Source organism: Streptomyces sp. Y7, from assembly GCF_043195415.1.
Classification (GTDB): Bacteria; Actinomycetota; Actinomycetes; order Streptomycetales; family Streptomycetaceae; genus Streptomyces.
In genome coordinates, this window is the sequence record NZ_JBIDDQ010000001.1 from 62,169 (window position 1) to 75,329 (window position 13,161).

The 13,161-nt window shown below is 64.6% G+C and carries 9 protein-coding genes; 3 read left to right on the top strand and 6 right to left on the bottom strand.

Annotated features, from left to right (window positions below; genetic code table 11):
- Positions 1–5: 5 nt before the first annotated feature.
- From ACGFW6_RS00205 to ACGFW6_RS00220, 4 genes are all read right to left on the bottom strand, one after another.
- Positions 6–851: a hypothetical protein gene (locus tag ACGFW6_RS00205; protein WP_393502818.1), complete on the bottom strand. Its 846-nt coding sequence runs from the start codon at positions 849–851 to the stop codon at positions 6–8.
- Positions 852–1,521: 670 nt separating this feature from the next.
- Complete coding sequence (locus tag ACGFW6_RS00210; protein ID WP_393502819.1) at positions 1,522–1,725, bottom strand: hypothetical protein; 204 nt, start codon at positions 1,723–1,725, stop codon at positions 1,522–1,524.
- A gap of 873 nt (positions 1,726–2,598) precedes the next feature.
- Complete coding sequence (locus ACGFW6_RS00215; protein WP_393502821.1) at positions 2,599–3,711, bottom strand: hypothetical protein; 1,113 nt, start codon at positions 3,709–3,711, stop codon at positions 2,599–2,601.
- Between the two features lie 101 nt (positions 3,712–3,812).
- On the bottom strand, positions 3,813–4,787 hold the full coding sequence (locus tag ACGFW6_RS00220) for an endonuclease/exonuclease/phosphatase family protein (protein ID WP_393502823.1): 975 nt from the start codon (positions 4,785–4,787) through the stop codon (positions 3,813–3,815).
- Positions 4,788–6,801: 2,014 nt separating this feature from the next.
- On the opposite strand from ACGFW6_RS00220, the gene ACGFW6_RS00225 reads away from it, so the two are divergent.
- The 3 genes from ACGFW6_RS00225 to ACGFW6_RS00235 all read left to right on the top strand — a co-directional run bounded on the left by ACGFW6_RS00225 (position 6,802) and on the right by ACGFW6_RS00235 (position 10,553).
- Positions 6,802–7,389 carry a hypothetical protein gene (locus ACGFW6_RS00225; RefSeq protein WP_393502825.1) on the top strand — a complete coding sequence of 196 codons (588 nt, stop codon included), beginning with the start codon at positions 6,802–6,804 and terminating at the stop codon, positions 7,387–7,389.
- A 242-nt stretch (positions 7,390–7,631) separates the two neighbouring features.
- Complete coding sequence (locus ACGFW6_RS00230; RefSeq protein WP_393505013.1) at positions 7,632–8,687, top strand: DUF4135 domain-containing protein; 1,056 nt, start codon at positions 7,632–7,634, stop codon at positions 8,685–8,687.
- 1,095 nt (positions 8,688–9,782) lie between these two features.
- The gene (locus ACGFW6_RS00235) at positions 9,783–10,553 is read left to right on the top strand and encodes a hypothetical protein (RefSeq protein WP_393502827.1); all 771 of its coding nucleotides are present in this window, start codon (positions 9,783–9,785) and stop codon (positions 10,551–10,553) included.
- A gap of 322 nt (positions 10,554–10,875) precedes the next feature.
- Here the strand turns inward: ACGFW6_RS00235 and ACGFW6_RS00240 are convergent, their stop codons facing one another.
- Positions 10,876–11,325, bottom strand: a complete 450-nt coding sequence (locus tag ACGFW6_RS00240) for an SUKH-3 domain-containing protein (protein WP_393502829.1) — start codon at positions 11,323–11,325, stop codon at positions 10,876–10,878.
- A 270-nt stretch (positions 11,326–11,595) separates the two neighbouring features.
- A complete protein-coding gene (locus ACGFW6_RS00245; protein WP_393505015.1) occupies positions 11,596–13,143 on the bottom strand; it encodes a CHAT domain-containing protein in 1,548 nt (515 codons plus the stop codon).
- Between the last annotated feature and the right edge of the window lie 18 nt (positions 13,144–13,161).

The window sequence follows — 13,161 nt, forward strand, 5'->3', positions numbered from 1 at the left end:
TTCCCTCATTCCCCCGCATCGTCGTCGACATCGTCCTGGCGCTGATCCATTCGGTCCCGCAGGCGCCGGAGACGGCCTTCGAGTGCCCGGGTGGACAAGCCCACTTGCTGGGCTGCTTCACGCTGGGTGAAGCCTTGCGCGTAGTAGTACAGGCCGCCCCTGGTTTGCGGGTCAGTGATCTCGAGCCGGCTGATCAGATCCCATAGGTCTGCCGCGTCAAAGGGGTCGGTTGACCGCTGGTCGGGGATGCAGGACAGCCACTGTTGGGCCCCCTCGGCGCGGGCAGCTTCCTTCAGTGCGGAGCGCATGCTTTCGCGGGCTTCGTACCAGCGCAGGTAGACAGGACGGAAGGAAAGAACGGCGGCGCCTACGAAGTAGGTGGTCGGACAGGCACCTCCGGATGGCCTCCACCTCCCCTTGACCAGACCGTGTTCTCGAAAGAGGTCGTGGCCGTTGAGGACGGAGTCGACGGCCACATCCCGGCATTCCTCGTAGTCCCAGTCCAGTGTGACTTTGTCGGGCGGGACTTCGCGCCGCATTTTCCGGGACTTGACGAAGATCATCCCGGTTACGTTCCACTTGATCATGGTGGCCAGTGCGTAGTCGGTCAGGCCCTGAGTGAATCGCTCGTAGCGCGGCCCTGCAAAGCCTTCGACTCTGAGCAGTTCCACGAGCCGCTCGTCGACCGACAATCGCAGTGCGCGCTCATCCGCTCCCTCCTTGTACGGGGCGGCAATAAGATCACTCTCCAAGCTCAGCAGTGCGTCGACCGACAGCTGCGAGAGGTCTTCTCGAGGCGAGATCGGCGTCTGACCTGCGGGCGCGTCGCCGCCTGTGGTCTTATCCGACATGGCGGCTCCCATGCTGCGCGCTGTGCCTGCGCGTCTGCTCGGACTGCCTCACGTCCTAGGTCTTAGGGGCCCCACTCCTGTTACCCCCCGTATAACGGGGCGTCTCTTTACCCTTGCACCACGTGATTCACGTCACAGTGGGATGCCTGGGTGGAAGAACCTACACCCTGAGCGACACCTTCCGTGCGGACGCCAACGCGTCCCCCGTTTACTGGAGTTGGCCATGCCCCAGCCCCACGGCCCTCTTCTCGGCCTACGCGCCGCAATTATTCTGCTGCTCGGTGCCCTGGTGGCCCTCGGAGCTGGCGTCCTCACCGTCATGGCGGGCGGCACTCGCCCGCAGGCCGTGCTCGCCGGAGGAGCCGCTTTCGCGGGAGCCGTCCTGTTCTTCAACTCGCTCATCGGCTGACGAGTACGGCGATCGGTCGATGAACGGCTGAGCTTCGAGCTGGCGGCCTGCTCGCCATCCCCCTGGCTGGGGTAGTGGACCGCCCTTTCACGGGGGACCAGCCTCGGCCCCGTCAGCGAGCAGACGCCCGCCCGGGTTCAGGACGAGGAGGCCCCGCACAACGGCTGGCCCGGCATGCCGGCTGCCTTCCCCCAGGCGTCCTGGGTTGCATGGTGGCAGCCGATCAACTGCTCCGTCGCAGCAAGAACACAGGCGCGGGGCTCAACCGATGAGCGTACGCAGCACGGGCACACTGCCGCCGGTACTGACCAGGCTCGCGAGAACCGCCCCGGCTGCCGGAGTGCCGCTCAGGAACATGAGGCATGCGACCACCAGACCGATCACTGCCGCGGCAAGCAGGACCAGGGCGGTCTGCAGGGACAGGAACGGGACGGGCGGAGGCGGAGGAGGCGGGAAGGAACTCACGTATGTCTCCCGGGTGTTGACTGTTCAGATGCCCTCTCCTAAGTCCTGCTCACTGTGTCGCCCCACGGCCGCTTTCCCCGCCTCCGCTGCGTTCCTGCTGCCTTGTTCTGGGGTGGCCTTGGGCTTGCTTGTCTGGTGGCCGGACACTTCTTCTTCCCGCGTCGCCACTGAATTCTGTAGCCGGGGGGCATCGGTGCGGCGCGGTCTGAGCTCGTCAGCCGAGAGGCGAGGGCCCCGGGGTGCTCCCCGGGTGACTCCCTCTAGGCGCTCATCTCTTAGTTGAGCCCAAGCAAGGCGAGGATGAGTTGGCCGAGCACAGCCGACACGACGCCTGGAACGACCTTCGAAACCATCGCACGGCGGGCGCGCGGCCAAAGGTTGCGCTTGTTTTCCAATTTGAGGTTCCCCTCAGGATTCCTTGGTCTGTCGGCCTCATGGCCTAGGACCGGAAGCTTGAGAAGAGCGCTTGGCTGAACCTTAGCGGGTCGCTGTTGCCGGCCGGATGGTGATCACGGAATTTCGGCCGTTCAGACCGGGTCGACATCACAATCTACGTCGTAGCCATGGCCTCTGCTGCCATCGCACCACGGCCCGCTAGGGCCGGGACGAACACATCGTTCCCGTGAGTCCCACGCGTCTGAACGGGCACCGCCGAGCACGGTTTGGTATGACCGGAGGCGGCCAGACGACGCCCAACGCTTCAGCCCACGTACCCGGCACGGCCAATGCTGCCCATGGCTGGCGGGAGTTGAGGGCTGCGCCTGTTCGCCCCACTCGAGGACATGCTGCTGGCGCTCTCATCTCCGCTAGGAGGCCCCTCGCTGCAGGGCGGAGCCCTGCGCGCGGGCGGTCCCGATGCTGATTGGGCGTTGCTCAGGGCAGGGCAGACATCACCTTCTCCGTCTTCTCGGTGCCACCGCGAATGGAGTTCGTGTACTCCATCACGGCCCTCCGCCTCACTGTCGCGTCCTCGGTGTCGCTGATCTCTTGGTACAGCTCCTCGAGCCGCTGCACTGTTTCCTCGTAGGTGGGGGGCTCTTCCGGTCCGTGCATGCCCTTGTTCAAACTGATGAGCGTGTTGGTCACGGCGTATACAGCAAGTAGAAGACTGGCCATAGCGCCGAGTCCATAGAGCCAGTTGGGCCCGATCCAGCCGAGGTCGAGTTGGCGGGCGGCCAGCAAGATGACCCACATTTGGCCTCCGGTGCCCCCCAGCGCGAGGACGGCCCCGACGACGAAGCCGAGGGCTGTGACGTGCTCGTTCAGTCGCAGGGCCTGAACGGCAAAGCCGGCTGCACCAACGAGGCCGACTCCGACCGCGGATGCCACCGCGGCGAGTCCCAGTACAGGCTTGGACTCGTCTCCCAGGACATCGAGGACGGCGGAGACGCCGAAGACACCGGTGAATGCGGCAGCGAGTACTGACACGTCAGCCGCGAGAGAGTCCTTGAGCGTCCATCCTTCTTTGAGGTACTTCAGCTCGGTCATCCAATGGGCTTGCTTCTTACTCTTCCAGAAGAGGGTCGTGATGACGACGATCGCTAGGGCTGCAAGCAGGGGGGCACCGAACCACTTCATCAGGTCCCAGTTCGGGGTGGGCTGCGGATCGGGTTCTGCCAGGACCCGCGTCGCCGGCTCGTTGTCCACCGTGATGTTCACGGGGAAAGAGTCTTCTTCGGGGAGGCTGCAGCCCGTCAGCTTGATCTTGAACGAGGCCTGTCTGCGCTGGCCCAGCTGTGCCGCGGAATCCACCGCCGCTTTGCAGTCCTCCTGCTGTGTGCCAGGGATGGACGGGGAGACGGTCACCTCGCGGTCGCTCAGGTTGATGATCGATACCGAGAACGACCCGGTGCCGTCCTCGTGGCGCTCCAGGACCACCTTTTCCGACGTCACGGCGTAGCTGCTGGAATCCGCGTGGGCCGCGCCGCTCAGTCCGAGAAGGGCAATGGGCCACAGGAACATCAAAGCGAGCACTCTGAGCAGCAACGTCCGACTCCTTGCCGTGCATGATTCCGGGGCTTTGAGACCGAGGCTTTCGATGTCCTGCGGGAACGGGAGTGTGGCGGACTCTGGGTCCGGGGTCTCGTTCAGGTCGTCGGGGCGGCGAACTCCACCCAGAGCGGGTAGTGGTCGGAGATGTGGAACGACAGGTCCTTCAGCGTGCGGTTGCCACGGAGCTCGGGCACAAAGTCGGCGTGCCCGCCCGCCACGGCTTCCAGAGTCAGCACTGGCCGGCCTTCCTGACCGTGGTTGAACCAGGCGATCTGGTCGTAGAAGTGCCCTCCCTCGCCGGTGTGGAAGATGGTGCGGGGCAGGCCATCCAGGTGTGGCGCGGGGGCGAGTCCGGTGGAGGTGAAGGCTTTGAACAGCGGGTCGCCGGCGCGGTCGATGTTGAAGTCGCCGAGCGCGATGAGGTTGTGATCCCAGTCGAATTCCTGCTCTGCCCAGTCGGCGAGCCATTGGGCGATCGCCCGTAGTTCCGGAACCCGGTCTGCCGCTTTGCCGAACACGACGTGCAGGGTGACCAGAGTGAAGGTCTGGCCCTGGGAGAGGAAGCTGACCGCATAGGGGGTGCGGGCGAACTGCCGGTCCAGCTCACCCCGTCCCACGTTCACGCCTTCGGCGAGCGGCACGACCAGCTCGCAGGCCAGCCCGGACGGCTTGACCCGGTGGGTGTTGAACAAGAACGCCAGCCGTTCAGGATTCTTGTCCGCGCCCTTGGTGACGTCAGTCAGGATGAACGCCCAGTCATCGCCCAGCACTTTCATCAGATGGCGCAGGGCGCGTAGGTCCCCGCGGACTTCCTGAACGGCGACCACGTCGAACCGGCGGATCACCGCGGCGATCAGGTGTACGTCGGTGAAATTCCGCATGGGTGACGCGCCTTCCGGGGTCGTCCAGGCCTTCGTCAGGCCGCCGAACACCCGCAGGTTCCACGTCGCGATCCGGATGTTACTCCGCACCACCCGCGCCGGCACCAGGGCGTCCAGCGCCTCCTCCCAGCGCGCCACCCGCGCAGCCACCCGCTGGGGCGGCGCCATCACATCAACTTCCACCGGCACGAGCTGGACCTCCTCCGCAAGGCATCAACACCCACAACATCGAAAACACACCCGGCCCGAACAAGACGCCATTGCGGTGACACTCGCACCCATCGGCACTGGCACCACTCTTCGGCTCCAGCCCAGGACGGCGCCGAACACAGACCGGGTCCCTTGCGGGCAGCTATAGGCAGGCTTCAAGTGCGCTTTGCAGCCGCCCGATTGCGGTTCCAGGGATGCCGCTGAATGCGGGCATCATCGGCGCGATACGGAAGACGTGTCCGCCGCACGGCAGTTGTGCAGAGCCCAATCGTCAGAGGCAACGGCGCATGAGTAAACCGCCAGGCTGACGGCCGCCGCACGCCGGTCTGCTTCGCCCGGCAGAGTCGGAGCAGCCTTCAATAGCCCTTCCGGGACAGCATCCGAGTGGCTGCCCGCCACCGGTGTGCGCGCTGGCGAGCAGGCACCGCCGGTCCGTCCACACGCGGGCGACGGATGATCGGCCGGGTCGGTCGGGCCAGCTTCCACTTCGACCCTGCGGGCCAATCTCAGCAACGTCAACACCGCGGACACGCCTGCCCGTTGCCCGCTCTCGCCGCCTGCACGTGACCACTGCGCTCCCGCGTCACCCACCACTGCTCGTGGTGCCCGTACTCGGGTGGGCGACAAGGGCATATCCGTGTTTGTATGGAAGAGGGCGTCAAGGCACATCGGATACTGGTCCGAGGTGAGAACTATGCCAAAATTCAACATCGGTGACCGGCTGGATGACAGTGTGGAAGGTCTCGTGAAGATGCCTCCGCCCGTTGTCCTCAGCGTTCAGCCAACTTCATTCGTCCCTATGCGGACGCCTGAACAACTTCGGGCCTGGGAAGCCAACGTTCGGCTGACCACGGGCCTGGAGATTGTAGCCGACAACCTCGCGGGTATCGCCTGCGAGACGGGGTCAAATTATCACCAATCGTCCAACAGCGACGACTCCGGAATGCATTGACGTGATAGTAGCCGTCTCCCACCGCGAAGATCTCCACGCTCTCGCCGTCCAACACGCGGTGCGTAGCCGAGGGTCGCACGACTTTCATATCGTGGAGTCCGACAATATTAGCGGGAGAGAGGGGGTTTCCTGGAGCTCGCACAGCGAGAGATCCTATGGGGCGCCTGCCGCAGCCTTCCTGACTTCAGAGAGTGTCAAGATCTCGGTCGAGGAAGCCGAGCTGCTGTGGTGGCGTCGGCCCAAAATGGACCAGGAAATCACCGCACACACGGGTAGCACGCACGAACGCGGTCTCGTCAACAATGATTGCCGTGGCGCACTTGGCGGCATCCTCGCTGCCACTTTCCGAGGTGAGTGGCTCTCATCGCCCCAGGCAACAGACCAGGCCGCCGACAAGCTGTATCAGCTATGCGTGGCCCGAGAAGCCGGGCTCCGGGTGCCGCGGACTCTCGTCTCACAGTCACGCGACGACGTAATCGCATTCTCGCGATCCGTCAAGCGAACTATCGTTAAACCAGTTGTTGGCGCTCGCGGCCCGGCCCTCTATACGCGCTGGCTGGACGCCCCAGAAACAATCCCGGCATCGTCTTTCGAGGTATGCCCAGCCACGTATCAGGAGTATATCGAGGGCCGCCGGCACATCAGACTCAACTGTTTCGGTGAACAGATGTACGCCGCTCTCATTGAAACCGATGACCTCGATTGGCGCCCTAACCTCAACGTCCCCATATCTCGCTGGCCTGTTCCCCCAGAACTACGCCGAATGGTTAGCGAGGTGCTACGCCGAATGGGGCTGCGCATGGGGGTAGTCGATTTGAAGCTGACACCTGAGGGTGAGCCGGTTTGGCTAGAGGTAAACCCTCAAGGACAATTTCTATTCCTTGAGCCACTGACTGGGGAGCCGCTAACTGAGCACTTCGCTGACTTCCTGATCTCAGAGGCCAGCGCTCCAGCCACGCGGTAACGAAACGCCACTCAAGGTCAGAAACCCTATTACCTAAGGAGTCGAAAATGCCTGGAACTCGTCCCCAAACACCAGTGATGGAGTGGACGCAACTCCCGTCCTGGGCAATAGCCAGAGCCTGGGTCGACCCGGAATACGCAACTCGCCTGCTTGCGGACACACCGCAAGCTTTGCACGAACATTCGGCGGGCGCGCATGAGGCTTTGGATGGAACAGAGGGGCTGCTCCATCACGTTCCATCCAGCCTTCAGGCAATTGCCGACACCTCGGACGTCAGGCACCTCCCCTTGCCCCAAAGGCCCTCTGGCCTGTCCGACGCGGAGATCATCGAACAGCTGCGAGAGGAAATTGGGGACGATGAGTCATTCGAGTGGGTACTGCCTGCAGAGATTGTAGGGCGCGCGTTGACTGACGAGGAGTACCGACGCACCCTTCTCAACGATCCTGCGAGCGCCTCGGTCCCTGAGGGGATCAAGATTGTGGCGAATAGCGCCAAGACGCAGTGGGTAACCCTCCAGCGCTCTCCATATGACGACGCGCTCCCAACTCTCGAAGAGGTAGAACTCAGGATAAAGCAAAAGTGGGGAGCAGACGCGTCTGGGCTGTGCCCTGAAACGACTAATTGCTGTCGGAGCGGCACATGCGACGACGACAACCCCGAGTAGACATAACTGCATGTGAGACAGCTGCTCTCGAGGCTTTCAGCGACAATATGGCGTGGCTGAAAGCCATCGAAAGGCGCTTGGGAAAGGATGCCCTTTCCCTCAATCATCGTGAGGCGATTATCGCCGCGGCAGAAGACCTTCGGCGGCGAACGCAGGTTGGGTATCTTCTGAGTTCTCGCGCGGTCACGGAAAACCCATCAGCGATAGGGTATGTGACAGGCACCGAGGCGTTCACAACTGCTATGCGTCCCCTCGACGCAGATCAGCATGGGGGCTTGAGTGTCACCCGAGTTGCGCTCGCAGATGGGTCGTCGGCGGTACTCAGACCATGGCCTACCGATGGATATCGGGCGTTGGCCGAAGCCTCAAATCTGCTCGCCAATACATTCCGGGTTCCTCGACACCAGGAATTTTCCGCCTGCGGGCGGCAGTGGATGGCTATCGAATGGATCGACGCCCGTACTGCCCTCACGCAAGCAGATCTCCGGGCATGCTATTTCGGGTACGGGGCCCTGGCCGCCACGGCATGGCTCCTGGGAATAACAGATCTGCATGCGGAGAACGTAGTGGTATCGATGGTTCCGTACGTCATCGACGCGGAGTTTGTCCTGGACCCGTTGTCGATACGAGCTCCCCTCAGCATAACAAGCTTGATCCGCCCTCCGACGGCGGCAGAATCCGTTCAGAGCACAATCGATGGACCAGATAGACTGAGACGACGTGGCACTCGGTTGGTCGACGCCTCCGGCCGGGTAAGCAGATCAAAGGGGCAGGCGGTTACGGAACACAGGCCTCTCAATGAATGGGGTCATCCCGTTTCCCCGGAGAAGTTTGCTGACGACTTGATAGATGGATTGAATTGGGCCTGGGGCCGCTTGGTTGCGATTGGGCCGAAATTCTTCCTACAAGCCACCAGAAAAGGCCGGCACATCCTTCGTCCGACGCGGCTTTACCAGGCCTATCTGGATCTCTTGGATGCCCCTAGCGTGACACCGAGAGACCAGAGAGCGCTCAACTATGTCGACGACCTGATGCAGCGAGGGGGCCAAGCAGAATGGTCGAACCGGGCAGTGGCGAAGCAAGAAGCCGAGGCTCTTGCTCGTGGTGACGTTCCTTGGTTCGGCTGGTGGGGGAACGGCAGTGCGTCCGGATTTGTCCAAGCTCGTGACAGGACCGACGTCGTCCTGGAGGAACTTCCGCAAGTCGACCGCGCTTCGTTGCTTGAGGCTCGCTTCACATCGAATGCTCGCGACCGGTTGGCCGAGGAGTTGCGCGTAGCAGTTTCCCGCCCGCTGTAGCACGCAAGGCCGGTGCGGGCGCTGTTCACCAGGCCATGCGCAGTACGTCCAGTGCTGCTCGCTCAGGCTCGGTGAGCTGGTAAGGGTTGCGGCGGGTGGTGTGGATCCAGGTTCCGAGGGGGAACGGGCCGATCCCTGTCCCCTGTGAAGGGCTGCACCATGCGTACCGTGTGAAGGCCCGCCCGAACGAAGTCGCCGACCTCGTCGGCACGGTGGGTACGGGTGGCATGTCCCAGCAGGCGCGGTCGATGCTGTTGTCCGGCCGTCCGTTCGGGCGTCGCATCCAGGCAGGCGACCGTGAGACAGCTTGAGCGTGACACTCGGCGCCGACGTCCGGCGGAGCGGGAGCGCCCGAGGAAGGGCGCCCCCGAGGCTCGGCTATGCCACCAGCGTGTGGAGGCCGAGAATCGTGGCTCCAGCGGCGCTGAGGCCGGCGAGCGGTCCTGCGAGAGCAAAGAAGATCGCCCCCACGACAAAGGCCGCGACGAGGATGAGCGCCCATCTCTGGGACAGTCGCTCTGGTTGCTTGGTTGGCGTACGGTTGGCCATACAGGACTCCTTGAGTGTCGAGTTCTACGAGTTGGAGCGGCCCCGGCTGGTATCCGGGGCCGTTCGCGCGTCTACGCGAACGGCGTGGCCGCTGAGCTCCCTTGGGGCTCATGCATCAAGGATCCCGTCCCGGACAGGTGTGTTGAGCGGCGCGTGAAGACGTTTTGATCCGCATTAAGACCTCCTACTTAACTAGTAAGTCTTCTTAGGTGCGGATCAGAACGTTGGGATCAAAACGTGGAGGGGACCGTGGCTGATGCTCGCGAAACGAACGCTCGCCGACTGCGGCGGCTGACGCAGATGGACAGGACCAGGGCTGTCGACAGGGCCAGCCGAGCGCTGCGGGACACCTGGTCGGGAGGCAGGAAGCCCGACGACGTCGTTCTCCGCGTCGGCCTGATACAGCCGGCCGGCGATACGGTAGGACGGGCTCCGCTGGTCCGGTTGATCCAGTCACGGGGCATCGCGCTCCGTTTCTACCTGCTGGCCGTTTTCGAAGCGCACTGCCGATTGCAGACGGAGGCCGCCTGGTCCAGCAACCGCCCGTTGACGGGGCTGAGATCCTGGGCGGACTTCATCGCCATCGATGGCGCGTACGACTCCCGGTCGCAGACGTACATGCCCGACACCAAGCAGGACAGGACGGGAAGCGATCTGCGTCTGCGGCAGATCCAGTCCGCGTTGCGGACGCTGGAAGACCTCGGCCCCGACCAGGCTCTGGTCACCGTGCCGCGGGCGAAGAACGGCGGCCGGCGGCTGTACGGGCAGTTCTCGCTCATGAAGGAGACCGGCCGGGGCGGGCACCAGACCCCCGACGCCTACACCGTGCCCCGAAACCACTGGTCCGTCCGGACCGTTACGGTCCCCGCCAGCTTCTTCCTCAACGGATGGGTGCAGGTGCTCCACCCCTCCGAAGTCGCCACCTGGCTCATCCTGCGGGCGCTCAGTCAGTGGGCTCGCGGCCAGCACGCCGAGACGGGGGTCTACTTGTACGGGAAGGCCCGCAAGGAGGACTTCGGCATGGAACGAGACCCGTGGGAGGACGCCTGTCAGCGGCTCCGCGATTTCGACCTCATCCGCCATGCCCATTCCGGCGACCTCGACAGCGACCCGGACAAACTCGGCAACCAGGTGATGGATTTCTGGGCACGGCAGGAGCGCCAGCGCTACGAGCCGTACCGCTGGCAGGTCACCGACCGAGGCCTCGGCCAGGACGCTGTCAAGATCTGCATGAGGGAACTCACCCTCCGGCAGAAGTCCCTAGACACAGCGGCGGAGCGCCGAGCCCGCAAGAAGGGCGAACAAGCGGGAGAGTAGCCAGGCGCGGGCTCCTTGGCTCCGGTTCTGGCTCACGAACCGGGAGCAGAAGAGACGGGCTCGGAGGACACCCGCTGCCAGGCGGCACCGGGGGTCGGCGTCGCAGGCCGGGCGCCGCCGAGGACGAGCACCGGCGCGGTCAGCACCGCGGCGGCGCAGCCGATAGCGCCGCCGACGCCACCCCTTTGCCGGTTCGGGTTGAGTCTGAGACATCCCGCTCGCTTGAGGGACTGGGCCGCATCACCTCCGCACTTCACCAGGGCGGCGGGCCTCACGCGCGCGTCCTGCTCGCCAAGTGACGTTGTCAGCGGGCCTGATCCGACTACTGGTGTTCGTCATCGATCCAGCGGGGCATCACGCCGAGGATCAGATTCTCCATGGCGTGCGGCATTGGCCCGAAGCTGGCGACCCGGGTCTCGACAAGGCAGATCTCGCTGCCCTCATCGATACCTAGAAAGAAACGGCCGCCATCCAGCTCGCCGAGCGGGAAGAGACGTCTCCCCAAGGAGTCGCTCCACTCGGAGAATCGGTCATCCTCTCCCCAAGCCAACTCCGGGTTCAATACGAACGGTTCCCGAGCGCGGTTGATACCCGGGCCACCAATGCTCACGTTCAGCCCCCCGAACTCCTGGAGAAACACCTCCGCAGCATCGTGCATGACGATGCCGACCGCCTCGAACATGGACCGCCAGTCGGCCGTGTCGACCCGCCTGCCCGCCGTCCATCCCGCAGCCTCCAGGACCTCAAGCACCTCCGGCGACCATTCGCCCATGTCCGGCTCAGCCCCCAACTTGAAGTATCAGGCGATGATTCCAGCAGACGACCCGAGAGAACAGCGCGTGACCAACCACAGGAAGTGGTCCAAGGCCCGAGTCGTGACGGCGGTGGTCGATGGCCGCGGAGTCACCCCTGATGGTGGCCACACCGATGGTCACGACTCCAGCAGTCGCCCCCTCCCTGGGGTGGTGGCCGAGCGCAGCAGGGCGGCGCCATCGTTGTGCATGCGGACACGGGAGGGGTCCGCGCCGAGGCGTACGTGCTGTCATGGGTGGTGCCGGGCCGCGGGGTTGCCGTAGACGGCGTAGGCGAGACGGGTGGGGTCTCCGCTGTTCTCGCTGATGGCGCGACGGGCGTTGAGCGAGGCTTCGCCGAGTGTCTGGCCGCCGGTGACGAACTGCTGGTAGAAGGCTTCGGCGAAGGCCAGGGCGGAGTCGGAGCGGACGGGCCAGAGGGTGCCGATGAAGGCGGCTGCGCCGGCGCGCAGGAACTGAGGGGCCCAGCCCAGTGAGGTGTTGAACCAGTCGATCTCGCCCGCGCTGCGGCAGGCGTTGAGGAAGACGAGGGGTTGTCCGTCACGCAGTGAACGGGACTCGGCGGCTGTGCTGAGGTCGATCGGGTCGAAGGCGGTGTCCGCCATCGACATGTGGGATCCGCTGGCCGTGAAGGTGTTGTGACAGGCGAAGTGAATCAGTCCGGTCTGGCCGAGATCGATGAGTTCGGTCAGTTCACGGTGGGTGGAGAGCGAGGTCAGGCCGTCCGTCTCTGCGCCGAGGCAGGCGCGTATCCGCTCGACCTCGTTGGCGGCTTCGGGAGGAGAGCCCGGCGGCACGACGAACGCGGCGTGGTCCAGGGTGAGGTGGCGTACGGGGGTCTGGCCGTAGATCCGACGCACGAGCGGCATCCACTCGGAAAGGAATCCGCCGGCTTCGTTGTCGCCGTTGACGGGATAGAGCAGTTCCCAGGGCAGAACGTCGTGTTCGCCTATGACGGTGAGGGAGGTGATGGCGGTGGCCTGGTCCCAGAACTGGCGCTGCACGGCTGGTGGCACGGCCGAGGACCATAATTGGACGCCGAGGTTCTGCAGCCGCCGGTAGCGCAGGGCGGCGCTCTGGTCATCGTCCTGGCCGTTGGCGTGCTGGGCCATTCGGCGCAGTTCGCTGTAGAGCTGTTCGCGGGCTTGGCGGGCGTCCTGTCCGCGGAACTGGAAGCTCTGTGCCTCGTGGCACGTCTGTCCGATGAGCCTGAAGGAGTAGGTTCCCGTGATCTCGTCGCGGTCGATGAGCAGCGTGGTCTCGCCAGGGTGCTGCGCAAGGCTGCCGAGCGGGGCGTGGCGCTGGGGGCCGTCGTGGGTGACGCTGCCCGGTTCCACGGTGATGGGGCAGCGGACTTCGCCCAGGCAGGAGGCCCCGCGGAATGCCCGCACGGTGACGACATGGGTGCCGGGGACGTCGGTGCGCAGGCCGAAGCGCAGGACGGAGGAGCTCTTGCCGGGCAGCACGGTGACCTCCTGCTGGAGGTCGTCCAGGGCCACCAGGCCCGGTGCGTGCACGGTGACGGTCAGGTGTGCCCCCTCGGGCGGCAGCGCGAGGGGTGGCAGTACGACTCCGTGGCCGACGCCGCACACGATCTGGACTTGGAGGGGGAGGGTGCGTCCTGGAGGTGCCTGTTCGGCTAGTTCCGCCACCAGGCGGTGGGGTTCACGATCCGGGGCGTGAAACACGCTTGGAGGTATTGCATCGGGAGGCGAGGCGCCGGCGGAAGGGTGTTGGGCCGTGGCCCCTCCGCTCTCGCACGGGGTGGTGCCGGTCATGAACGGCGGGCGGGTCGG